17 protein-coding genes are annotated in these 24,494 nt (G+C 64.3%); 6 read left to right on the top strand and 11 right to left on the bottom strand.

Annotated elements, in window-relative coordinates; translation table 11 throughout:
• Positions 1–26: 26 nt before the first annotated feature.
• From ACQY80_RS02010 to ACQY80_RS02000, 3 genes are all read right to left on the bottom strand, one after another.
• Positions 27–2,399: a TonB-dependent receptor gene (locus ACQY80_RS02010; RefSeq protein WP_428683129.1), complete on the bottom strand. Its 2,373-nt coding sequence runs from the start codon at positions 2,397–2,399 to the stop codon at positions 27–29.
• 129 nt (positions 2,400–2,528) lie between these two features.
• Positions 2,529–3,245, bottom strand: coding sequence for an SDR family NAD(P)-dependent oxidoreductase (locus ACQY80_RS02005; protein ID WP_428683127.1), 717 nt, complete (start codon positions 3,243–3,245; stop codon positions 2,529–2,531).
• A complete protein-coding gene (locus tag ACQY80_RS02000) occupies positions 3,242–3,988 on the bottom strand; it encodes a glucose 1-dehydrogenase (protein WP_428683125.1) in 747 nt (248 codons plus the stop codon). Before ACQY80_RS02000 ends, ACQY80_RS02005 begins: the two co-directional genes overlap by 4 nt.
• 122 nt (positions 3,989–4,110) lie before the next feature.
• On the opposite strand from ACQY80_RS02000, the gene ACQY80_RS01995 reads away from it, so the two are divergent.
• Entirely contained in the window at positions 4,111–5,748 is a 1,638-nt protein-coding gene (locus ACQY80_RS01995) for a GMC family oxidoreductase (RefSeq protein WP_428683123.1), read from the top strand.
• Here ACQY80_RS01995 and ACQY80_RS01990 read toward each other — a convergent pair.
• The gene (locus ACQY80_RS01990; RefSeq protein ID WP_428683121.1) at positions 5,745–6,506 is read right to left on the bottom strand and encodes a ThuA domain-containing protein; all 762 of its coding nucleotides are present in this window, start codon (positions 6,504–6,506) and stop codon (positions 5,745–5,747) included. The genes ACQY80_RS01995 and ACQY80_RS01990 overlap by 4 nt on opposite strands.
• Positions 6,507–6,631: 125 nt before the next feature.
• Here ACQY80_RS01990 and ACQY80_RS01985 point away from each other — a divergent pair, with 125 nt between their 5' ends.
• Together ACQY80_RS01985 and ACQY80_RS01980 are read left to right on the top strand one after the other, a co-directional pair.
• Positions 6,632–7,414: an SDR family NAD(P)-dependent oxidoreductase gene (locus tag ACQY80_RS01985; RefSeq protein WP_428683119.1), complete on the top strand. Its 783-nt coding sequence runs from the start codon at positions 6,632–6,634 to the stop codon at positions 7,412–7,414.
• A gap of 25 nt (positions 7,415–7,439) precedes the next feature.
• Positions 7,440–8,546 carry an NADH:flavin oxidoreductase/NADH oxidase gene (locus ACQY80_RS01980; RefSeq protein WP_428683117.1) on the top strand — a complete coding sequence of 369 codons (1,107 nt, stop codon included), beginning with the start codon at positions 7,440–7,442 and terminating at the stop codon, positions 8,544–8,546.
• A gap of 11 nt (positions 8,547–8,557) precedes the next feature.
• Here the strand turns inward: ACQY80_RS01980 and ACQY80_RS01975 are convergent, their stop codons facing one another.
• The 4 genes from ACQY80_RS01975 to ACQY80_RS01960 are packed head-to-tail and all read right to left on the bottom strand — an operon-like array spanning position 8,558 to position 15,807.
• Complete coding sequence (locus ACQY80_RS01975; RefSeq protein ID WP_428683115.1) at positions 8,558–9,484, bottom strand: LysR family transcriptional regulator; 927 nt, start codon at positions 9,482–9,484, stop codon at positions 8,558–8,560.
• Positions 9,485–9,486: 2 nt separating this feature from the next.
• The gene (locus ACQY80_RS01970) at positions 9,487–11,313 is read right to left on the bottom strand and encodes a CocE/NonD family hydrolase (RefSeq protein ID WP_428683113.1); all 1,827 of its coding nucleotides are present in this window, start codon (positions 11,311–11,313) and stop codon (positions 9,487–9,489) included.
• Between the two features lie 8 nt (positions 11,314–11,321).
• On the bottom strand, positions 11,322–12,854 hold the full coding sequence (locus ACQY80_RS01965; protein WP_428683111.1) for an AbgT family transporter: 1,533 nt from the start codon (positions 12,852–12,854) through the stop codon (positions 11,322–11,324).
• Positions 12,855–12,909: 55 nt separating this feature from the next.
• Positions 12,910–15,807, bottom strand: a complete 2,898-nt coding sequence (locus ACQY80_RS01960; RefSeq protein WP_428683109.1) for a TonB-dependent receptor — start codon at positions 15,805–15,807, stop codon at positions 12,910–12,912.
• A 154-nt stretch (positions 15,808–15,961) separates the two neighbouring features.
• Here ACQY80_RS01960 and ACQY80_RS01955 point away from each other — a divergent pair, with 154 nt between their 5' ends.
• A complete protein-coding gene (locus tag ACQY80_RS01955) occupies positions 15,962–17,122 on the top strand; it encodes a CapA family protein (RefSeq protein ID WP_428683107.1) in 1,161 nt (386 codons plus the stop codon).
• A gap of 156 nt (positions 17,123–17,278) precedes the next feature.
• Here ACQY80_RS01955 and rhaT read toward each other — a convergent pair whose 3' ends face one another.
• From rhaT to ACQY80_RS01940, 3 genes are read right to left on the bottom strand one after another with little or no spacing between them, the layout of a single operon-like run.
• On the bottom strand, positions 17,279–18,328 hold the full coding sequence (gene rhaT / locus ACQY80_RS01950; RefSeq protein WP_428683105.1) for an L-rhamnose/proton symporter RhaT: 1,050 nt from the start codon (positions 18,326–18,328) through the stop codon (positions 17,279–17,281).
• Between the two features lie 22 nt (positions 18,329–18,350).
• Positions 18,351–19,493 (bottom strand): FMN-dependent L-lactate dehydrogenase LldD, encoded by a 1,143-nt coding sequence (lldD, locus tag ACQY80_RS01945; RefSeq protein ID WP_428683103.1) that lies wholly within the window; start codon positions 19,491–19,493, stop codon positions 18,351–18,353.
• Positions 19,490–20,908: an FGGY-family carbohydrate kinase gene (locus tag ACQY80_RS01940; protein WP_428683101.1), complete on the bottom strand. Its 1,419-nt coding sequence runs from the start codon at positions 20,906–20,908 to the stop codon at positions 19,490–19,492. Before ACQY80_RS01940 ends, lldD begins: the two co-directional genes overlap by 4 nt.
• 116 nt (positions 20,909–21,024) lie before the next feature.
• On the opposite strand from ACQY80_RS01940, the gene ACQY80_RS01935 reads away from it, so the two are divergent.
• Both ACQY80_RS01935 and rhaI read left to right on the top strand, forming a co-directional pair.
• Positions 21,025–23,139 (top strand): bifunctional rhamnulose-1-phosphate aldolase/short-chain dehydrogenase, encoded by a 2,115-nt coding sequence (locus ACQY80_RS01935; RefSeq protein ID WP_428683099.1) that lies wholly within the window; start codon positions 21,025–21,027, stop codon positions 23,137–23,139.
• 22 nt (positions 23,140–23,161) lie between these two features.
• Complete coding sequence (rhaI, locus tag ACQY80_RS01930; protein ID WP_428683098.1) at positions 23,162–24,457, top strand: L-rhamnose catabolism isomerase; 1,296 nt, start codon at positions 23,162–23,164, stop codon at positions 24,455–24,457.
• The last annotated feature ends 37 nt before the right edge of the window (positions 24,458–24,494 follow it).

The raw sequence follows: 24,494 nt of genomic DNA, 5'->3' as shown, positions 1-24,494 counted from the left end.
GTGCCCGGGGCGGGTCCGTTTCGTCGTTAGAACTTGAAGCCGACTTCGACGCCGTAAGTGCGCGGCTCGATGGCGCCCGAGAAGGTGAAAAGACCTGCAACCGGCAAGGTGCTGCCGATGTCGCGGACGTTGGTCAAATTCCGGCCGAAGACGGCGACACTGATTTCTCCGCTGCCCGTCATGAAGGTGTAGGAGACTTGCCCCGACAGATTTTCGCGGTCCTTGGTGAAGCAGCGGAAATCATTGGTCACCGCGCCGAGCACGATCGGCCGGTTGGCCACGATGCAGGTTGCGGTCTTGCTCTGGAAGCGGAGCAACAGATTGGCGTCGAGGCGCCCCGAGCCGATTTCCTTCGAATAGTTGACGCCTGTCGAAATCTGGAACTTCGGCGCGCGGCGCAGGGTCAACGTCGACACGTCGTCGCCGACATTGTCGCCGTTCAGATCCTTCAGGAACGTGCCATATCTGGCATCGATATAGCTTGCCGACGCCGTGAAGTTCAGCGAGTCGGACGGCTGCATGATCAGCTCGAGTTCGGCGCCGGAGATCTTTGCCGAAGCGGCGTTTCCAACGACGGTTTCTTGCGGCTGGGCCGATCCCGGCGGCGAGGGTTGGACGACCTCTTCCTGCTTGTTGTTATATTTGGTGTGGAACAGGGCAATATTGGTCCGCAACGTCCGGTTGAGCCAGTCGGCCTTCAGCCCGACCTCGAAGGCATCGACGGTCTCGGGGAAATAGGGGCCAAGCGACGTCGGCGATGCCGCGCGTCCGTTGAAACCGCCCGAGCGGAAGCCGGTCGAATAGGATCCATAGATCATTTTGTTGTCGCCGATTTCATAGGTCGCGTTGGCGCGCCAGGTGAACTTTCCGAACGACTTTTCCCCCGTACAATTATTCGCCGCGCTGAATATGGGAAGTCCGGCAAGCGGTCCCGGCCCGAATACCCCTCTCGCGGCGACGCACGACTTCCCGTCGAAGGTCGGCAGGCTCAGTTCGACGAGCCCGACGACCTGCCCGTAATTGTTGAAGGCTTCCTTCTTGTCGCGCGTGTACCGGCCGCCGACCGATAGCTTGAACCTGTCGCTCAGCGTGAATTGCGCGTCGGCGAAACCGGCATAGGACGTCGCCTTGTTGTCGGTGTAGGCGCGAAGCGTCGCTCCCGTCGCGGATTGCGAGGGCACGGGTCCCAGCCGGGTATATTGGTCCAGCTGGTAATTGCTGGTGTAATAATATCCGCCGACCAGCAGGTTGACCGCACTGCCGAGTTCCGCGAGGACACGCAGTTCCTGGCTGAACTGTTCGAACTGCTGGATGCGCCGGGTGGCGAAGAAGTCGGCCGAGCTACCGTCGAAGTCCTGCGCCACATTCTCGTCGTTGGTGCGATAGCCGGTGACCGAATAGAGCGTCAGATTATCGCCCAGCGACCAGGTGACATTGCCGGTGATCGCGTCGGTATCGTTGCTGACGTCATGCGGCGCCAATTGATAGGTTCCCCCCATGCCGCGATCGGGAAGCGAGAAGCGATTGCATTCGGCAACCGGCGAAAATCCGGGAACGCCTGCGGCCAGGCAGATCAGGTCCAGGCTCGACGATTCGGGGATCGAAACCGTCTCGCCGCGCTCGCGGCTGTGCTCATATGTGATTTCGGCCGAAAAATCGCTGCTGGGCTCGATCAGCGCCGTGATGCCGCCGCTCAGCGTTTCATATTTGCCGTCGCGTCCGCCCGTGCTGAGGTTCGGGACAAAACCGTCGGTCTTGTCATAATAGCCGAACGCCTTCAGCGCGATGAAATCGCCCAGCTTGCCGCTGTTTACGACAAGACGCGCGCTTTTCGTATCGAACCGCGCGTAGGAAAACCGCCCTTTGGCCCCGAAGTCGTCGGTGGGCTTGGTGCGCTTCACCTCGATCACGCCGCCGATCGTGTTACGGCCGAACAATGTCCCCTGCGGACCGCGCAGAACCTGAAGGCTTTCGAGGTCGAAACTGTCGAGCAGCTGACCGGTGTTCGTGCCGATAAACACTCCATCGACGACGACGCCGACGGTCGGGTCGAAACTTTTCTCGATGTCCTCGAATGAAATGCCGCGAATGGAAATCGCAGCTGCGCTCGGACCGGCCGACACGCTGTCGATCACCAGGCTGGGAACGCGTCCCGCGACATCGCGAATATCCTGCACCATGCCGGTATCCAGCGCCTTTTCATCCAACGCGGTAATCGCAACCGGGACGGACTGTGCGCTTTCTTCGCGCTTCTGCGCCGTAACGACGATTTCGCGGATCGCGCTGCCGCTGCTTTCCTCGGCTGGCGCCTCCTGCGCGAAGGCCGGGGTAGCGATGGCAAGTGCTGCGAGCGACACAGTGGCATAGACGGCAGGCAGCATTCGGGCATGCGTGGTCATCGTCATTCCTCCCTCTCATGCCGGCGCATAGGCTCGCCGGTCACGTTGAGGGCAAGGTCCGCTGAATGCCCCGATTCAACAATCATCAAAAATATCAGGCGTGCCGTAGCGGTATCAAATGCCTTGGTTTTACTGGCGTTGTGTCGCTCCGCCGTCGACGAAAAGGCCGTGTCCTGACATGAAACGCGCGTCGTCGGACGCCAAAAAGGCGGCGACGTAGGCGATGTCTTCGGGCTGGCCGAGGCGCCCCAACGCGGCCTTGTCGATCCACTTCTGCCTGAACTCGGGCATTGCGGAGAAAGCGGGCGCGGTCATCGGCGTGTCGATCGCGCCGGGCTGGATGCAATTGACCGTAATTCCGGACGCACCGACCTCGGCCGCGACCGATTTCGTCATGCCGAGCACCGCATGTTTCGACGCGCTATAGGCGGTCATCCCGGCCTCGCCAAAGCTCGACATCACCGATCCGATCAGGATGATGCGGCCGTGCGGCGAGCATTTGAGCAATGGCAGCGCGTCGCGCATCAGGCGGAACACCGCTGTAACGTTGACGGCCATCATCTGATCGAAAAACGCATCATCGGCTCCGTCGAGCATCTGCATGCCCGTGACGCCCGCGCAGGCGACGACGATATCGAGCTGGCCGAACCGCGCCTGGGCTTCGGCAACCAGCTTCGCGTTGATCCCGGATTCGGTAACGTCTGCAACGATGTCGACCTCGCCCGCGCGGTCGGTCGTGAGCACCCGCGCGCCGTCGGCTGCGAGGCGCCGGGCAGTTGCAAGGCCGATCCCCGATCCCGCACCGGTGACAAGCGCGACGCGGCCCTCGATGCGCGCGGCGGTCACAGCGAGCTGCCGCCATCGACGCGGAATTCCGCGCCGGTTGCGAAGGATGATTCGTCGGACGCGAGATAGAGCACGATCGACGAAACCTCCTCGGGCTTGCCGAGCCTGCCAACGGGGTGCGTGGCGACGAAGCCGGCGTACAGCGCTTCGGGATCTTCAACCTGCGCCATCACCTTATCGATCATCGCGGTGTGGATCGCACCAGGATGCACCGAGTTGCAGCGCATATCATAGCCTTTGGCGGCATAATGGAGCGCGACCGACTTGGTGAGGTGGGTAACAGCCGCCTTGGCCGCATTATAGCCTGCGAGGTCGGCCTGTGCTCGTACGCCGCACATTGACGACATGTTGATCACCGACCCGCCATGATCCTTCATCTTTGGGATAACATGCTTGCAGCCGAGGAATACTCCATCGACATCGACAGCAAACTCGTGCCGGAATGCCGCGAGTGTCAGATCCTCGATCGAACCCATGGTGGTGATGCCGGCGTTGTTCACGAGGATGTCTATCCGGTCGCAGGTATCGAGCGCGACGAGCCATTCGGCTTCATTCGATACGTCGAGCTTCACGAAGCGCTGGCCGAGTTCGGCGGCAAGAGCCTCACCTGTCGCAAGGTCGATGTCGGCGATGACGACGCTCGCACCCTCAGAAACGAAGCGGCGGACGATGTCGAGCCCCAGCCCCGATGCGCCGCCGGTGACGAACGCGATCTTGCCCGCAATGCGGCCTTGCCCTGCCATCCTGTCCTCCCTCTTTTGTTGCGGCACTATCATGCCGCGACTGAGGCTATGGGACTATTTATTGCGCTAGGTGCGGGAAACGCGTCCGCGGTTCCAAATCGTGCCGGGACAGGAGAGGCGGCATGAGCGAAGCCTGGGACTATATCATCGTCGGCGCGGGATCGGCGGGCTGCGTGCTCGCCGAGCAATTGAGTCTCGATCCCAGCATCCGCGTCCTATTGCTCGAAGCGGGAGGCCGCAACGACAGTCGCTGGGTCGCGATCCCCAAAGGTGTCGCGAAGCTGGTCACCAACCCCGATCATATCTGGGCCTATGGCGTATCGCAGCCGCGCGGCGATGGCGCGGCACCGGCCGAAGTGTGGATTCGCGGCAAGGGCCTTGGCGGATCTTCGGCGGTCAACGGCATGATCTGGAGTCGCGGCGAGCCCGCCGATTATGACGAGTGGGAAAAGCTCGGTTGCACCGGTTGGAACGGCGAGGCGATGACCGACGCCTTCCGCGCGCTCGAAGATCATGGTCTCGGCGCCAGCGCTATGCGCGGCGTGGGCGGGCCGGTCGGGGTGGCCCCGAAGATCCACAGCTATCCGCTCGCCGAAACGATGGTGCAGGCGGGCGTGGAGATGGGGCTTAGGCCCGTTGACGACCTCAACGCCGCGACGTTGGACCGTGTCGGTTTCTATTCGCATAATGTCCGCCGCGGACAGCGCGAGAGCGCTGCGACGACGTTCCTGACGCGCGCGAAGAAGCGATCGAACCTGCACATTTTGACGCACGCGATGGCCGAGCGGCTGATCGTCGAGAAGGGCCGCGTTACCGGCGTCGAAGCCAGGGTTGCGGGCCAGCCGCAGCGGTTCGATTGCGCCGGCGAGGTCATCGTGTCTGGCGGGACGCTCGAGAGTCCTTTGCTTCTTCAGCGGTCGGGGATCGGTCCTGCCGATGTGCTTCGCGCTGCCGGGGTTGAGCCGGTCGTCGATGCGCCCGATGTCGGTGGGCGGCTACGCGAGCATCTCGGTTTCTCGATGCCGCATCGCCTGTCGCGCGATGTCGGCAGCAACCGGAGCTTTTTCGGGGTCGGCCTGATGCGCGCGATGGCGCAATATATGCTGACGCGCGGCGGGATTATGGCGACCGGACCGTTCGAGGTCGGCGCCTTCCTGAACCTCACGAGCCGCGACCTGCGCCCCGATCTGCAGCTTTATCTCGGCGGCTATACCTTCGCGCTCGGCGACGAGAAGCATCCGGTCCCGCTGAACAGCATCGATCGCAAGCCCGGAATGACCATTTATGGGCAGCTCCTCCGCCTGACGAGCGAAGGGAGTATCCTGATCACAGGACCGGGCAGCGATGCCCCCACCGACATCAAACCCAACTGGCTATCGACTCGCGAGGACGAGTGCACCGCGATCGCCGCAGTCCACGCGATGCGCCGCTATATGGCGCAGCCGGCGCTCGTCGGGTTGGTCGAGCGCGAACTGCTGCCCGGCGCGGCGGTGCAGAGCGACGCCGAAATCCTCGCCGCCTTCCGCCGGCTCGCGACCTGCGGGCTCCACGGCGTCGGCACCTGCCGGATGGGCAGCGACAATCGTGCGGTCACCGATGCCCGGTTGCGGGTAAATGGTATCGGCGGCCTGCGCGTCGTCGACTGTTCGGTGATGCCGTCGCCGGTGACGGGCAACACCAATGCGCCCGCGATGGCGCTCGCACTCCGGGCGGCGGGGCTGATCCTTGAGGACCGGAGAAAGCTTCGCGCCGTGGCCTAAGCGCCTTCGCGCTCCTTCAGCCACCCAATGCCGCGGCGCAGCAGGTCATAGAACACCGGCAGGTCCCACGCGCAGCGGTCGACCGTCGGCCACCAGTCCATCATCGGCTGGAGGTCGTAATGCCCGCGGCAATGGCCGAGCGTCAGATAAAGCACCGCGCCCGCGCCATGCTGTTTGATGTAGAAGACCGGATATGTCCCCGGGGCATCGTCGGCCTCGACGAAGCCGGTGCCCGGACCGGTGCATTCGGTGTCGAGCAGGACGTGCAGGTCGCCGTACGTCTCCACATGATACAGCTCGTCGGTCGTCTCGAACGGCTCGACGCCCTTGGTGAGCTGATGGTCAGGATCGACGACGCGCACCGTGTAGGGCTCGATCGCCGGGTGGCTGATGAATTGCGACCCGAGCAGGTCCATCATCAGAGGAGCCCAGCGGGGGGCGTCCCACACGCCGCTATCGAGCAGGCGCAGGATCGAGTTGGTCCCGTGGAGCGCGTACCAGCGTCCGCCGCGCTTCAGCCAGTCGCGGAGCGCCTCCTGAGCTGGAAGCGACGGCGTGACGTCGCAGGTGTAGGTGATCAGGATGTCGGCCGCCGTGATTGCGTCGATATTGTCGTAATTCTCGAACACGCGCGTACGGACGCGCTGGTCCTCGGCGAGGAGTTTCAGCAATTCGAGCCGCGCGAAATCCATGTCATGCCAGACGCCGCCGCAGATCAGCACGCAATTGATGCGGGGCGGATGTTCGCTGTCGCTCATCGCCGGTCCTCTCCTCCTGATGTAGCGCCATCATGCGGACGCGGTGCGCCGTCGTCACCTTGCTGTATTGATAGGTTCCCGAGGTTCGCGAAACTGGCAAGAGGGCAGATGAGAGGAGAGGCGCGATGGAGCAGAGGTTGGCCGGCAAGGTCGCTTTGGTCACCGGCGGCACGAGCGGGATCGGCGCCGCGGCGGTGGCGCGGCTGACGCGCGAGGGCGCGAAAGTGGTCTTCACCGGCTCCAATGCCGAAGCCGCGGCGATTGTCGAAAGAGACACCAGCGCCGTCTTTCGCGCGCACCGTGTCGAGGATGCCTCGGCGTGGGATGCGCTGATGGCCGAGATCGATGCCGAATATGGGCGGCTCGATATCGCTTTTGCCAATGCGGGCACCGAAGCGCGCGATGCCAGCGTCGAGGATATCGGCATCGACGCGTGGAACCATATCGTCGGCGTGAACCAGACCGGCGTTATGCTGACCGTTCAGCATGCCATCCGCGCGATGGCGAAGAATCCGCAAGGACCGAAAGGCTCTATCATCGTCAATTCGTCGATGAACGCGCATCGTGCGATGGGCAATTACGCCGCCTACTCGGTGACCAAGGCCGCGGTCGTCGCGCTTGTCAAATCGGCGGCGATCCATTGCGCGGGCAAGGGCTATCAGATCCGCGTCAATGCGATCCTGCCCGGCGTTGTCGAGACCGACATGATCCGCGGCGTCATCGACCGGTCGCCCGACCCGGTGGCGGCGCGCGCGGCGTTCGAGGGTATGGCGCCGATGCGGCGCATGGCGCAGCTCGATGAAGTCAGCGCGCTCGTCGCCTTCCTTGCATCCGACGAGGCGGGTTTTATCTCGGGCGCCGACTATGTCATCGACGGCGCGACCACCGCCGGTATGATGGGCGTCTGACCACAGACCGTCATTTGGAGCCAATGTGACCGAATCTGCCTTGTTCCAGCCGATGTCCGTCGGCGGCTTGTCGCTCGACAACCGCATCATCATCGCGCCGATGTGCCAATATTCTGCGGTCGATGGCTGCATGACCGACTGGCACCTTATTCACCTCGGCAATCTGGCGCTGTCGGGTGCGGCACTGCTGACGATCGAGGCGACAGCGGTGCTGCCCGAAGGACGGATCAGCCATGCCGACGTCGGTCTGTGGGACGACGCAACCGAAGCGGCAATGGCGCGAACGCTGGCAAGCGTCCGCCGCTGGTCGGACATGCCGATCGCGATCCAGCTTGGCCACGCGGGGCGCAAGGCCTCGACCGAAGTGCCTTGGAAGGGCGGGGCGCAATTGTCGCCCGGAGATCCGAACGGCTGGCAGACATCCGGCCCGTCGCCTGTCGCTTTCGCCGACGGACAGGTCGCGCCGGAGGAGCTGGATGCCGAGGGCCTTGCGCATATCCGCGAAGCCTTCGCGGCTGCCGCGGTGCGCGCCGCGCGCCTCGGTATCGACGCGGTCCAGATTCATGCGGCGCACGGCTATCTGCTGCACCAGTTTCTCTCGCCGCTGTCGAACCGGCGCACCGACGACTATGGCGGCAGTCTCGAAAATCGCATGCGCTTCCCGCTCGAGGTATTCGAGGCGGTGCGGCGCGCCTTTCCGGCCGACCGGACGGTCACTGTCCGCGTGTCGGGAACTGACTGGGTCGAGGGCGGCTGGACGATCGAGGAAACGGTCGCTTTCTCTCAGGAGCTCGATGCGCGCGGTTGCGGTGCGATCCATGTTTCGAGCGGCGGGCTCGATCCGCGGCAGGATATTCCCGTGGGACCCGGCTATCAGGTGCCGCTCGCCCGGGCGGTAAAACAGGCGGTGACGATGCCCGTCGTCGCGGTCGGTCTGATCACTGATTATGATCAGGCCGAGGCTATCGTCTCATCCGGCGACGCCGATCTGGTGGCGCTGGCACGCGCGATCCTGTTCGACCCGCGCTGGCCGTGGCACGCCGCCGCGCATCTGGGTGCGCGCGTAAAGGCGCCGCCGCAATATCTGCGATGCCAACCGCGCCAGTATCCGGACCTGTTCGAGGCGCAGTAGTTATACTTCCGTCAGGCTCCGAAATAGTCGAGTACCTCGTTTCGGAACTCCAGCGTCAGACGCGAGGGGCGCGAGACGTTTGACACGGCGAATGCATATTCATGTGCGATTGGCGGGGCGAACGGCCGCGTCACGAGAGGGGCGTGCAGATAGGGTTTGACGAGAAGCTCGTTCAATATGGCCATCCCGTTTCCGCGCGCGGCGAGTGCGCAGGCCGAGCCATGGGTGTGCGTTTCGATCGCGACCACAGGGCGCAGGCCGAAGGCCGCAAAGGCGTTGTCGACCTGGGTGCGCCAGTGGCGTCCGGCACCCAGCAGGATCAGCGGATGCTGGCCGATGTCGGCGGGGGTGATCGTGTCGCGCGCGACCAGCGGGTGATCGCGGTGCATGACGCAGACCGAGCCGCTCGACACGATCTGTTCGATCGAGAGGTCGCTCTCGTCGGCGGGCAGCTTCACGAAGCCGCAATCGACATAGCGCATCGCGATCATCGACCGGGCGGTTTCGACACTGCGCGAATCGATGCTGAACTCGACCCCCGGGAAGCGTTCGCGAAAGCGCGAGACGATATCGGGCAGGATACCCTCGGCAAAGCTCGGCGGCGCGACGATCCGTACCGTGCCCGCTGAATAACCCGCGATGTCGCGCACTAGGCTGTTGAACCGGTCGAGGCTGGCAAGGCTCAGTTCGACCTCCTGGATCAGCTTGGTGCCGTCGGCCGTGGGCACCAGCTTCCCGCGATCGCGATAGAAGAGGTCGAAGCCGACCTGCGCCTCCAGTTGCGCGATCAGGCGACTGACGGCAGGCTGCGACAGCGACAATTGCTTGCCCGCGGCGGTGGCCGACCCGGTCCGCATGATTTCGGCAAAGACCCGCAGCGCGCGAAAACTGACATCCTTGTCGGGCTCGACGCCGGCCGGTGCGAGCGGTTTGCGCATCGTCAGTCCGTCCCGGCCGCCACGATCGGCAGCAGGATACGCGACGCCTGACCGGCGCCCAGATGAATGCTGTTCTCCGCGACGAAGGGATCCAGTCCCTCAACCCGCCAGTCGGTATTGGGGTTGATATCGAAGTGGGGGAAATTGCTCCCCGCAATCTCGATGCGGATGCGGTGCCCGGCTGCGAAGCGGTTGCTCATCGGGAAGGAGGCAATCTGCACACGATAAACCTTTCCGGGCTCCATGATCTCGGGCGCCTCGAAGGAGTTGCGGAAGCGCATCCTCAGAAGGCCGTGCGCGATGTTGAGCGCATAACCCTCCGGATAGTCTTTGCTCGCCGGATAAACATCAACGATTTTGATCATGACGTCGGTATCGACGGCGGTCGAGCTGACGAAAAGTTCGGCGACGACCTGGCCCGTCAGCTCGACATCGGCATCGAGCGGCGCGGTTTCGAAGGCCAGCACGTCGGGCCGCTCGGCAACCGGCCGCCATGGCTCTCGCGAGCCGAAGAAGTCGGGGCCTTCGCGCTGGTCGAACCCGCCTGCCTCCATCACCGGCGCGCCCGATGCGATCGCGCCGCCGATCGTCGGGACGGGATGATGCGGATCATGCACGAAGCGCGACGTTGCAGCATCGGCAGGCCGCTCGTCGAGCAAAGCTCCGTCCGGATGGAGATGGAAGGGCGTCATGTGCATCGCGGGCAGGGGCCACGCGGCGGCGCTGCGCCAGCGTCCGCCATGGTCGAGCCGTCCGCTCGCCAAGCGCCGCCCGGTGCCGCCGCCCGTGGTGAAGTAATAAACCGGATCGGGCAGCGGGTCGGCGACATCATCCTTCAGGTGACGGTCGAACCAGGCCTTACGCAGCGCGATATAGTCACCGAACAGATGGTCGAGGGTCGACTGCGGCCCGAAGTCGGCGTCCCCCGAAAAGGTGAGTGATCGCTTGCCATGCGTCCACGGCCCCAGAATCAGCTTTACGGGGCCGTGCTTGCGATCCGACAGGCCGACGAAATTTTCGATCGCGGTCAGCGCATAGGGGTCGTACCAGCTCGACATGTGCACCATCGGTACGTCGGCGAATTCGTCGTACCAGCCGCGGGCATAGATGCCCCGCTGTTTCCAGAAATCACCGAAGCGATCTTCGCGCCATTGCTCGAGGATGAAATCCTCATATTCGGGCGCCGCGCTGATCGGTGAATGGCCGGGCCGCCATTTTTCGACCCCGATCCAGTCGCGGATATCCGCCTCCTCCAGCGCCGCGCGCCGCGCCGGGTCGGCCATCGTCTCGGGCGCCAGCAGCGCGTGCTTCTGCGCCCAGGTCAGCTGCTTCAGTTCATAGGCGCCGCCTTGCCGGATGCCGCTGTGATAGGCGCTCGAAAAGCCGCCGGAATCGAGGAACATCGCCGCAAGCCCCGGCGGATCGAGCGTCGCGAGCGCGGCCTGCACATGCGCGCCATAGGACAGGCCGAGCGTGCCGATCCGGCCGTTGCACCACGGCTGCGCCATGATCCATGCCATCGTATCGGCGCCGTCCTCGGCCTCCGACAGATATTTGCGGAACGTGCCTTCGGAGGCGTAGCGGCCGCGGCAATCCTGCAGGACGAAGGCGTAGCCATGCGCCGCAAAGATGCGCGCGATCTCGGGTTTCGAGCGCGGAATCTCGTCGGCAACGGAGAAGTCGGCGTGGTTGGTGCCGCGCTTGTCATAGGGCGTGCGTTCGAGCAGCACCGGCAACGTCTGCCCTTCTACAGGAAGATAGATGTCGGTAGCCAGATGCACGCCGTCGCGCATCGGAACCATGACGTTCGGGATGAGAGTGACAGCCATCGTCGGAGTCATCGCGCGGGCATGGTGTAGGCCGCAGGCGCGCTCGGCCCGACGGGCAGTTCGAATCCGGTCCACAGGCCGACGAGGCAGAGCCCCGTCAGGCCGATCGCAATAGAGAAGGGCAGCATCAGCGCAATCAGCGAGCCCACGCCGAAATCGTGGCGCCAGCGCTGCGCGAGGACGAGAACCAAGACAAAGTTCGACGCAACCGGCGTCACGATGTTGAAGATCGAATCGCCCATCCGGTACGCTGCGGTCGTCATTTCGGGCGACACGCCCAGCAGCATCAGCATCGGCACGACGATCGGCGCCATCGCACTCCACTTCGCCGACGCCGAGCCGATGACGAGGTCGAAGACCGACGACATGAGCAGCAGCAGGATCAGCATCACTGGCGTGGCGAGATGCTGCTCACGCAGCCAGTCGGCGCCGTTGATCGCCATCACGGGGCCAAGGTTCGACCAGGCGAACATCGCGATGAAATGCGCGGCGAAGAAGGAAATGACGAGAAAGGGCGTCATCGTGGCGAGCCCTTCGGTCATCATTTTGACGACATCGCGGTGCGACGAAACCGTACCGACCGCGGCGCCATAGGCCCAGCCGCAGACCAGAAACAGCAGCATGAAGCCCGCGACGAGCGAGGCATAGAAGGGTTCGAGCCGTGCAGGACCGACCGCCTTCGCATCGACAAGCGGCGTGTAGCCCGGCCAGAGCGTAAACGCGGCAAAGACGAGAACTATCGCGAGCGCAGTGATAGCGGCGCGGCGCAGCCCCTTGCGCTGGCTGGCCTCGTCGGCATGATCGTCGACCTCACCCTCCGGCGACGTGCCGGTCCATGCGCCAAGCCGCGGTTCGACGATGCGGTCGTTCACGAACCAGGTGATCGGGATCAGGATCAGCCCGAGCGCGGCGGTGAAATACCAGTTGCCGAGCGGATTGAGCATATGGTCGGGGACCAGCAATTGTGTCGCCGATTTGGTGATGCCGAGCATCAGCACGTCGAACTGGCCGGGCAGCAGATTGGCGGCGAACGCCCCCGAAATGCCGGCATAGGCAATAGCAATTCCAGCCATCGGGTGGCGCCCGGCGGCGGCGAAGATGATCGCCGACAGCGGGATCAGCACGACATAGGCAGCGTCGGCCGCCTGATGCGACAACAGGCCGATCAGGAAGATCGCGGGAGTCAGGAAGCGGTTCGACACCCCGCGCATCGCGCGCGTCATCAGCGCGGTGAACAATCCCGACCGTTCGGCGACAGCGGCGCCGAGCATCACCACCAGAATCAGCCCCAGCGGCGGAAAATTGGCCATCGTATCGGGCATGGCGGTCAGCAGCTTGCCGACATTCTCCGCCGACAGCAGGCTCTTTGCGGTCAGCGTTTCACCGCTCACCGGATTGACCGCGCTCCAGCTGACCGTCGCAGCCACGACCGACACCCCCGCCAGCAGCGCGATCAGGCCGAGGAAGATGAACACCGGGTCGGGCAGGGCGTTGCCCAGACGCTCGACCCGGTCGAGCCATTTTTTCGTTTTGCCTGACATCGTCGAACCGTTCCGCATCGCTGTGGCCGCGCCGTCGCCGGCGCGGCCGGCCCGACTACATCTTCACCGAGAAGCTGGCGTAGAGGAAGCGGCCACGCGCGTCATAGGTATAGATGTCATAGTTGATCGGAGCGTTGGCGTAGGAAGCCGGCGGTGCCTTGTCGAACAGGTTGTTCACCCCCAGGCTGAACCGTGCGGCATCGTCGTCGATGCTGAAACCGACCTCCAGATCGGTGTAGATGATCGATTTGGTGCGCGCATCCTTGACGGCATTCACGACATCGGTGGTCGGGCCGATATAGCGGCCGCGCAACATTACATCGACCGCATCGCCGGTCCAGCCGAGCGAGGCCTGACCCTTCCAGTGCGGATAGGTCGCACGCGGCGTGTCGCCTTTGCCCGCCCGCTCATCGACGATCGGCGCGCCGCCCGCCGGATTGGGCGCGGTGGTCCTGAACGAGTGGAGATAGGACGCATCGACGACGGCCGAGATGCGGCCGATGTCGGTGTTGAAGTCGTAGCGCAGCGTCGCATCGACCCCGTCGGTGGTGATCGAATTGAGGTTCTGCGCACCCTGCAACAGTTCGAGGATCGCACCCGTTCCCGCGTCGCGGCTGACGAGGTCGCAGAAGACGCCGCCGCGCACGGCGCACAGTTGCATGATCTGGGTCGGCGTCTGCGAGGCGATCGCGTTCTTGATCTTGATCTTGTAATAATCGACCGTCAGCGACAGTCCGCGAACCCCGCTCGGCGAGATGGCGATCCCGGCGCTATAGGTGTCGGCGGTCTCGGGCTTCAGGCCGATGTTGCCGCTGATAACGCCTGGGATCAGGCCGTTGAGGTTGAAATTGGCCTGATTATAGCCGGTCGGCACACCGACGCAGCCGGGCAGCCCCGGGTTGGCCGACGCGCCGCCGTTGCAGGGATCGACGCCCTGAAAGCTCGTCTGGCGTGCCCCCTGGTACAGTTCGTTGATCGACGGCGCACGAAAGCCCTGCGAATAGGTGCCGCGGAAGAGGATGTCGTCGATCGGGCGATAGCCGAGACCTGCCTTCAGCGTCACCTTGTTGCCGACGGTCGAATAGTCGGAGTAACGGCCGGCTAGGCTGAGCTCGAGGCTCTTGGCGAATGGCTGGTCACGGAAGATCGGGACGTTAAGCTCGGCATAGGCTTCGTGAAGGTCGTAACTGCCGACCGTCGGCGTACGCGTCTGACCCGTTGTCTTGGTATAGAGCGCCGGATTCAGATAGGTCGGGGCCGCGTTGACGATCGGATCGGGCGCATCGAAACCGCGATTCTGGCGATATTCATAGCCGATCGCGAGCGCGACCGGGCCCGCGGGCAAGTCGAACAGATTGCCCGTCACGTTGAACGCCGCATTGTAGAGTTCGGTGCGGTTATATTCGCGCGTCGTGAAGCGGATGTACGCCGCTTGCGTCGCGGTCATCGGCGCGAACAGATTGATCGGAACGCAGCCAGCGGTCGCGGCGCAGGTCGCGGGTGACCCGAGGCCGAGGAACAGATTGTCGTAATTGATGCCGTTCTCGGCGACCGTATGGATGCTGTTCTTCGAATAGGAACCGAAGACGTCCCAGCGCCATTCGCCGCCGCCGATCATGAAGCTGCCGTCGACCCCGACCGAGAAGCGGATCGTTTCGACGTCCTGGATATTGTTGCGATTGCCGACGTCGCTCATCACCTTGCGGATGCGCCACGCGCTGTTCGCGCCAAAGGCCAGCGCGTTCGCGGTCGGAACGCCGTTGGCGGTGCCGAAGGGGTTGAATGCCTGATTGTTCGGGATGGCAAAGCCTCGCACCGTGCCCGCGGTGCCGCCGACATCGAGCAGGACGGGCGAGAAGAGCTGGTTCGACTTGCGCCGGTTATAGACGCCCTCCAGCTTGATCGTGACATCGTCGGTCAGTTCATAATCGAACCGGCCGTATATGCCGTAGCGTTCCGACGGCCCGGCCGAATAGATGCCCTGTGCCTGCGTGTTGTAGAAATCGCCCGGCAGCGCGCCGACATGGAACGCATTGTCGGCGGAATTGCCCGCGCCGATCGTCGCGCCATTGTTGAGAACGATCGGGTTCGCCGAACTGGCGAAACCCGCGCCGGTGCCGAAATAGGCGTTGTTCGCGAGGCCCGGCAGGATGAACAGCCCGTTGGGGTTGTTCCCCACTGCGGTTTGCGGAACGAGCGTCAGCGTCGTCAGATCGCGCGCGTCGGTGCGGATGGGGCGCGACTTGAAATAGCTGCCTGACAGGATGACGGAGGCACGGTCCCAGGTCTTGCCGATGGTCAGCTTGCCGCCCAGCTCCGCGCCGTCGCCGTGGCTGGTGATCCCAGCGCGGACCGACCCGCGCAGCCCGTCGAAGGGCTGGACCGTCTTGATGTTGACGACGCCCGCGATCGCGTCGGCACCGTAGATTGCGGACGCGCCGTCCTTCAGGATTTCGATGCCGTCGATCATGCCCTGCGGCAGCGTGTTGAGATCGACGAAATCGCGGAAGCCGCGCTGTCCGACCCCGTCGACCCAGCGATGACCATCGACGAGCACGAGGACGCGGTTACCGCTGCCTTCCGCGCCGCCCAGATAACGCAGGTTGATTGAACTGGCGCCATAGGAAGTGCCCTGCGTACCGTTCGAATTGAGGCTGACGCCAGCCGAAGGCAGCTTCTGGAGCAGGTCGCCGATCGAGGAGGTGCCCGACTTGGCAATATCCTCGGAGGTGACCGTCAGGATCGGCCCGACCGAGTCCGCATCCTTGCGGCCGATGCGCGAGCCCGTGACGATGATGTCGCCGCCGGACCCGGCGTCCGAGGCCACTTCGTCTTCCGCGTCCTGGGCCTGCGCCAGCGAAGGCCAGGCGAGCGCGGCAAGGCTGATGCCGGCTGCTGCGACGAATTTGGCGGCCTGTCGGCGCCGGATGAAGCGAGCGGATGCGATGGTCATATTGTCCCCCCAATTGCGATTCGCTCACTGAGGTAGGACGAAGCGCGCTCGCTAAAAATATTATGACAGTCGCGGATATGGTCATAACGAAAGTGCATGACGTTGCCCTCCTTTACGCACACTCTGTATGGAAGGGGTAAGAGGAAGGGGGATTATGATGTCAGCCTGCTTGCCCGCACCGACCCGTCGACACCTGATCGGCGCCGGCATTTCGATCGCCTTTCTGCCCGTTCTGACCGGCGCCGGGAACCGCCCCCTACGCGTCAGCCTTCTCGGCCAGTCGCTGATCAAGACCGATCTTCGCGCGTTCGGGTGGCATGGTCTCGACGAGTTTCGGCGGCTGTTGAAGGGTCGCGATGCTGTCTTTACCGATCTTGAAACGGTCATCGCCGGTCCGCTCGCCGGAAAATCGACGCGGCCGGCCGACAGCGAGGTTCTGCACTTCGGCGATGCGGCGGTCATCGACTGCCTGCAGGCCATCGGCATCAATATCGTTGCGACCTCGAACAATCATGCCTGGGACCTCGACAGCGGCGGCATATTGTCGACGATCGACGCGCTCGAGACGCGCAAGCTCGCCTATGCCGGGACGGGCCGCGACCTTGCCGCCGCGAGTGCGCCCGGATTTCTGCAGGGGCGTGAGCGGGTGGCGCTGGTCTCGGCGGCGGCGGGAGCGATCCGCGACGGGGCCGCTGCCACCGGCAACCGGCCGGGCGTCAACGAGCTGCGACGCGGGCCCGATGGCGCCCTCGTTGCGGTCGATGTCGAACGCTATCTTGCGGCGATCCGCATAGCGGCGGGCAGCGGCGCAACGGTCATCGCTTATCTGCACAGCCATTATTGGGAACCCCGCAAATCGGATACGCCGGGCTGGCAGCGCGATCTTGCGCGGCGTGCGGTCGACGCGGGGGCCGCGACCTTCGTTGCCCATGGCGTTCCCGAGCTGCAGGGTATTGAATATTATCGGGGCGCGCCGTTGTTCCACGGGCTTTCGTCCTTCATCTTCCAGTCCGAAAAAGCGGATGATGCCTATGGTCCCGAAGCGTGGCAGTCCGCGATCGCCGAACTCGACATCGTAGGCGGCCGTGTCACGGCGGCACAAATCATCCCCGTCCAGCTCGACGCGCGCGGGGTCGAGTATCAAGGCCGGCGCGTGCGCGGAAGCCCGCGACTGGCAACCGGCAGCGAGGTTGAACTGGTCGCCGGACGTCTTGAGCGTCTCAGCGCGATACTCGGTTCGTCGGTGGACTTCGGAAAGCCCCGGCGATTGCCGCGCGGTGGCTCTTCGGTGAAGATATCTGCCGCGAAATGGTGATGAGACGCCCTCAGCCGCCTTTAAGGAGCAGGACGAGGCGCGCCTCCATTTCATTTTGATCAGATCGCTCGCGTCCTTAAAATGCTGGGATTGCGTGACGGGAATATGTTGCCTTGCGACCTCGGATTACAAGGCATCGGCCCTTGTCGCCGCGTGTCACACCAGACTGTTTCCATATCCTATGACGATGGTGGACAGCATCAGCACCGCGATCCCCAGCCAGACGAGGGCGCGGGTGCGCTGGCCAGCGGGCGCCCATTCTTTCAGCGCAAAGCCCCACAGGGTTGAGAAGAGGATGATGCTTGCCATGTGCAGCGTCCAGCTCGAGAAGCCGAAGCGCCCCATCTGGCTCTCGCCCATCGTGTAGAAGAAAAACTGGAAATACCAGAGCGTGCCGCCGAGCGCGGCGAGGCCGTAGTTGAGTGCGAGGGGCGGCCTTTCGGTCGCGCCGGGAGCGGCTTCGCCGACGAGCTGACGGATGCTGCGGTTGCGCGCGATCAGGACGCCGCACCAGATGAGGTTGGTGGTCAGCCCGCCGAGCAGCACGACGCATAGTACGGGCAGGCCCTGCCACAGCGGATCTGTTCCGGCTGCAAGTGTGAGCTCGCGGATCGGCGCCCCGGCGTCGAGGCCCCATGCGAAGCAGCCGGACATGATGCCGGAGAAGACCGCGATCGCAAGGCCCGTTCGGAGATTGAATTCGGTTGCGCTCGCGCTGTCCATCTCGCGTTCCTTGCGGCGGCCTGCCTGCGCGACGATGACTATTCCGACCAGCGTGATAGCGATGCCCAGGAACACCGTCTGCCCGCTCGTCGTCGCGAGCAGCTCGCCCAGAGTTCCGCGAAATATCGGCGGCCCCATCGTGCCGATGACCGTCGTCAGCCCGAGTGCGACCGCCATGCCGAGCGACAGGCCGAGATAGCGCATGGTGAGCCCGAAGGTCAGTCCGCCAAGTCCCCACATTGCGCCCCAGAACCAGCACCAGAACCAGATATTGGCGGGCGTCCGTCCCAGCACGCCGATCAGGTCATGCGTCTGGATCGATGCGAACAGCCATGGGGCGATTGCCCAGGAGAAAATGCCGCCGGTGATCCAGAAAATCTCCCACGACCATGCGCGGATGCGCTTGTACGGCACATAGAAGCTCGCCGACGACAGCCCGCCCAGCCAGTGAAAGAACACGCCAAGCAGCGGGTTCGCATCCATCCTCTTTCTCCCCTTGTCCTCGTCAGGCGGCCAGTGTCTCCGGCCCGATTGTGTCCACCCCGGTCACCCCGGTAAGCGCCATCGCGACCCGCATTTCGGCTTCGATCAGGTCGAGCACATGGCGCACGCCCGCTTCGCCAGCCGCCGCGAGCGCGAACGCCCATGCACGGCCGAGCATCACGCCCTGCGCGCCGAGCGCGAGCATGCGCACCACGTCGAGCCCCGATCGCACCCCGCCATCGGCCAGCACGGTCAGCCGGTCGCCGACGGCATCGGCAATCGCGGGCAACGCGCGCGCGACCGACGGCACCCCGTCGAGCTGGCGCCCGCCATGATTCGACACGATGATCCCGTCGACTCCCGCTTCGGCGGCGTGGCGCGCGTCGTCGGCGTCCAATATGCCCTTTATGACGATGGGGCCCCTCCAGTGTGCGCGCACGAAATCAAGGTCGGCCCAAATCGTGCGCGGATCGAAATTATCCTTCATCCAGCCGAGAAAATCCTCGAGCCCCGATTTCGGGCCGAGCAGCGGCGCGACATTGCCAAGCTGGTGCGGGCGGCCGTGGATGCCGACGTCCCATGCCCAGCCAGGGCGGATCATGGCCTGGCCGACGCGCCGCGCCCGTCCGCGCAAGGTTGCCGCGCCCGAAAGCCCCGAGCGGACGTCGCGATAGCGCGCACCTGGCACCGGCATGTCGACGGTGAATATCAGCACCGGACAGTGCGTGGCGCTCGCCTCTTCGAGCAGCGACTGCATGAAACCCCGGTCGCGCACCATATAGAGCTGGAACCAGAAGGGTGTCGGAGAGCCGCGCGCGACCTCCGCGAGCGAACAGACCGATACGGTCGACAGGGTGAACGGTACGCCCTTCGCCGCCGCCGCACGCGCTGCCTGCACTTCGCCACGCCGCGCTGCCATCCCGGCAAGCCCGATCGGACCCAGCGCGACCGGCATAGCGAGATGCTGGCCGAACAGGCTGGTCGACAGGTCGATTGCCGAAACATCGTTCAGCACGCGTTGGCGCAGCGCGATGTCCTGCAAATCCTCGATATTCGCGCGCAGCGTGCGCTCGGTATAGGAGCCGCCGTCGAAATATTCGAAGAGGAAATGCGGCAGGCGTCGGCGTGCGGTCTCGCGATAATCGCTGATCGATGCAGGCTTCACGCGGCTTCTTCCACGCGTTCGGCTTCGCGCCGCCACCGGTCGCGATAGGGTATGAGATCGACGTCGAGCGAAGTGACGAGTTCGAGCGGTTCGGACGGCGGCAGATCTGCGTCGAGCAGGCGAAGCGCGCCATAAGACACGTCGTTATGCGCCTTGCCGATATAGATACGCAGGTCGGGTCGCAGCGCCGCGAGCGCGCGCACGAAGACCTGACCTTCGGCAAAGCGGCCTTCGATCAGCAGCCGTTCGCGCGTACCGATCAGGCCGAGCGATGCATCGGTGACCAGCGCGGCATAAAGCGACACCGCGGCGCGGCGTGCGGCATGATCGTCGGGCCTTGCGATCCATCGCCCGTGTCCGTGCGGGAAGGGGCCGAAACCCGGTGCGAAGGTCGGCAGCACCATCGCGCCATTCGCCAACACATCGGGCAACGCCGCGAGCAGCGCGGGCTGGTCGGTGGCAAGGTCGATCTGCCGCGTGTCGAGCCCGATCAGCGTTTCGATCTCGCGTCCGCCCATGAAACGCGCCGACGGGATCGGCTTGCCGAATGCATCGACGTTAATCAGGCAGTCGCGCGATTCATCCAGCCGGTCCGTGTCCATCGACGCCGCATCCTTCGGCGAACGCATCGCAACGAACCAGGTGCCCGTCGACAGGACGGTCGATTCGCTGTCGGCGATTTCGGCAAAGCCGCGCGCCGCGAGCAGGGCAGCGTTTGAATCGTGAAGGCCGCAATGGACTTCGGTGTCGGCGGGCAGGCCGGTGCGGGCTATCCATGCGGGTGTCAGCGTGCCGAGTATTTCGCCGGCGCCGCGCAGCGGTGCGAGCCGGGCGGCCCATCCACGGCGTTCCGCGAGGGCTGAGGCCTTCGCGGTCAGCGGGTTCCAGAGGTCGGTGTGGCATCCGAGACTGGTCACCTCCGACGCTGCAACGCCGCTGAGCAGCCAGCTCCAATATTGTGCCCAGGGCAGGATCTGCGTTCCGCGCGCCAGATCGGGATCGAGCGCTTCGAGACGGAAGATCTGCGCGCCGAGGTTCAGCCCGTCCGGAAGGCAAGGCGAGCCCGTATCCGCAAAAGCATCGCGCTCGGCGTCGTAGCTTGCGCGCATGTCCGCCGGCATCGCCTCTTCATAGTCGAGCGGCGGGCACGCGAGGCGATCGTTCCGGATGACCGCCGCTGCGGCGCCATGCCCGACGGGGATGATCGCGCCGACATCGGCAAGCCTGGCAAAATCGCGCAGTACCTCTGCGACCCAGGCTTCGATCCCCGCTGCATCGAGCGCGGCATAGGTGCCGGTCGCGACGCGCGCATTAGCGCGCGCACGCCGTTCGATCATTGCACCGGCAGCGGACCAGAGACTCAGCTTTGCCAAGGTTTTTCCGACATCGAGGACTATGGTTGCGCGGCCCTTCATCCCTCTCCCTTTTGCTTCTTTGCGACCGAATTTGATTGAACTTTATCGAAACTGATTGCAGAGCGCCAGCGATTTCGATACATACCCTCGCATAGCTGAAACAACGAGTTTCCTTCATGCCCGATCTTCTGGATGCCACACCCGAATCCCGCGCGGCTGCGCTGCTTTTCGCTATTCCGGCGAATCGCTGGTCGGATGAAGAAGCGCGAGGGAAGTCTCCCGAAGATCTGCTCCTCTATCGCTCGAATCGTCTTGGCTCGGACCTGACCGTGACCAATTTCGGCGGGGGCAACACCTCGGCCAAGCTCGATGCGCGCGATCCACTCACGGGCGAAACAGTGCAGGTTCTGTGGGTGAAGGGGTCGGGCGGCGATATCGGTTCGATGAAGCTCGACGGATTTTCGACGCTCTACCAGGACAAGTTGCTCGGCCTCGAAACACTCTATCGCGGACTCGACCATGAAGACGAGATGGTCGGCTATCTGCCGCACTGCACCTTCGCGCTCAATCCGCGCGCGGCGTCGATCGACACCCCGCTCCACAGCTATCTGCCCTTTGCGCATGTCGACCATGTCCACCCCGACGCGATCATCGCGCTCGCAGCATCGAGCGAAGGCGAAGCTGCGACGCAGGCGATCTGGGGCGGGGCGGTTGGCTGGCTTCCCTGGCAACGTCCGGGCTTCGATCTCGGGCTCAGGCTGCGCGACTATGTTGCGGCGCATCCCGGCCTCCGCGGCGTGATGCTCGCAGGGCATGGTATCATCTGCTGGGGCGACAGCGCCCGGGGCTGCTATGACAATACGATCGCGCTGATCACCGACGCCGCCAATTATCTGAATGCGAAGCTCGCCGGCGCGCCGGCGTTCGGCGGCGAGACTGTTGCGTCCCGGCCCGTTGCCGAGCGTGCCGTCGCTGCCGCGAAGCTGATGCCGCTGCTGCGCGGGCTGATGGGCGGGCGCCGCGTCGCCCATTTTGCCGATGATGCCGAAACGCTCGAATTCACCGGCAGCCGCGATTTCGCCAGGCTTGCCGCGATCGGGACGTCGTGCCCCGACCATTTCCTGCGCACCAAGATCGCGCCGCTCGTCCTCGACCCGGCGCGGATCGACAATGCCGCTTATCTCGCCGAGCGGATCGAGGCCTATCGGGCCGGCTATGCGGCCTATTACCAGCGTTGCGCCCGCCCGACCTCGCCCGCGATGCGCGACCCGAACCCGGTCGTCGTGCTCGTTCCTGGCATGGGCCGCATGACCTTCGCCGGCGACAAGACGACTGCGCGGCTCGCAGGCGAGTTTTACGCCAATGCGATCAACGTCATGCGCGGCGCCGAGGCGATCGGCGCCTATGTCGGGCTCGACGAACAGGAAGCGTTCGACATCGAATACTGGCTGCTCGAGGAAGCGAAGCTTCAGCGCATGCCGAAACCGAAGCCGCTCGCGGGGCGCATTGCGCTCGTCACCGGCGGGGCAGGCGGAATCGGCGCCGCGACCGCCGAACGGCTCGCCGCAGATGATGCTTGCGTGCTGATCGTCGACCGTGATGCCGACGCGCTGAGCAAGGCGGCACAGGAACTCGAAAGCCGTTTCGGCCACGACCGCATCCGTTCGGCGGTGTGCGATGTGACCGACGAGGCACAGGTCGCCGTTGCCTTTGCTGCTTGCGCACGTGAATTTGGCGGGCTCGACATCCTCGTCGCCAACGCCGGCATAGCCTCGTCGGCACCGATCGAGGATACGACGCTCGAACTGTGGCAGCGCAATTACGACGTGCTGGCGCAAGGCTATTTCCTCACCGCGCGCGCCGCCTTCCCGTTGATGAAGGCGCAGGACGGTGGTTCGATCGTCTTCATCGGGTCGAAGAACGGCATTGCAGCCGCCACCAACGCGTCGGCCTATGCGTCGGCGAAGGCGGCGGCGCTGCATCTCGCGCGCTGCCTCGCGCTCGAAGGCGCGCCGTTCGGGATTCGCGTCAACACGGTCAATCCCGACGCGGTGATCAAGGGTTCGCGTATCTGGGACGGCGACTGGCGCCGCGAACGCGCGGGCGCGCACGGGATCGATTCAGGCAGCGAGCTTGAGGAACATTATCGCAATCGGTCGATGCTCAAGCGCGACGTTCTACCCGAAGATGTCGCCGAGGCGGTCTATTTCCTCAGCTGCGATATGTCGGCAAAGTCTACCGGCAACATGATCAACGTCGACGCGGGCAACGCGCAGGCATTTACACGATAAGATGCGGAATCAGGAGAGAATGATGGCCGGCAACCTGCCGCTCGCACAGGATGATATCGAGCGGCTGAACGCCGGCCTCGCCGACGCGCTCGACGATGATTATGGCAGCCTCGGCCGCCAGCTGGGCCGTCGCGGGATCAACATCGATGGCGTGAAAGCAAAGGTCGCGGGCTTCTCGGTCGCAGTGCCGAGCTGGGGCGCTGGGCGCGGCGGCACGCGCTTCGCCAAATTCCCGATCGCGGGCGAACCGACCAACATCCACGAAAAGCTCGAGGATTGTGCGGTCATCCAGCAGCTCGGCCGCGCGACGCCGCGCGTCAGCCCGCATTTCCCGTGGGACAAGGTCAGCGACTATCGTGCCTTGCGCGAAGAAGCCGCCGCGCTCGGGCTCGGTTTCGATGCGGTCAACAGCAACACCTTTCAGGATCGGCCGGAGCAGGCGGTGAGCTATGCCACCGGCTCGCTCTCCTCGACCCGCGCCGACGTGCGAGAACAGGCGGTCGCGCATAACATCGAATGCATCGAGATCGGCAGGCAGCTCGGGGTCACCGATCTGACCGTCTGGGTCGGCGACGGCACCAACTTTCCGGGGCAGCAGGATCTCGGTCGCTCGCTCGACCGCTATCTCGATGCGGCGGCGCAGGTTTACGCGGCGCTGCCCGACGACTGGCGGATGCTGATCGAACACAAAATGTTCGAGCCCGCCTTCTATTCGACGGTGATCTCGGACTGGGGCAGCTCGATCCTCGTCGCGCAGGAACTCGGCGACAAGGCGAAGTGCCTCGTCGATCTCGGGCATCACGCGCCGAATGTGAATATCGAGCAGATCGTCGCGCGGCTCCACCGTTTCGGAAAGCTTGGCGGATTCCATTTCAACGACAGCAAATATGGTGATGACGATCTGGATTCGGGTTCGATCAATCCGCACCAGCTCTTCCTCGTCTTCAACGAACTGATCGAGGCCGAGATGAACCCGCGTGGCGATTTCCGCCCCGCGTACATGATCGACCAGTCGCACAATGTGACCGATCCGATCGAATCGATGCTCTCGTCGGCCGAGGCGATCGTGGGGGCATATGCGAAGGCGCTGCTTGTCGATCGCGAGGCCTTGCTCGCAGCGCAGGAAGCCAACGACACGATGCTGGCGTTCCAGACTTTGCGCATGGCGTATCGTACCGATGTCACGCCGATCCTCGCCGCCGCGCGCGCCGAAGCGGGCGGGGGGATCGACACGATCGCCGCGTATCGTGCGAGTGGCTGGCGAGACCGCAAGGCGCAGGAACGGCGGGCAGCCGGGGCAGCGGCGGGGATAGTCTAATCATTCGATTGCAACTCGGTGCAGCTCCGGTCAAATA

The sequence above is a fragment of the Sphingopyxis sp. genome (assembly GCF_965279755.1).
GTDB lineage: Bacteria > Pseudomonadota > Alphaproteobacteria > Sphingomonadales > Sphingomonadaceae > Sphingopyxis.
This window is presented reverse-complemented; position numbering and strand designations above follow the sequence as displayed.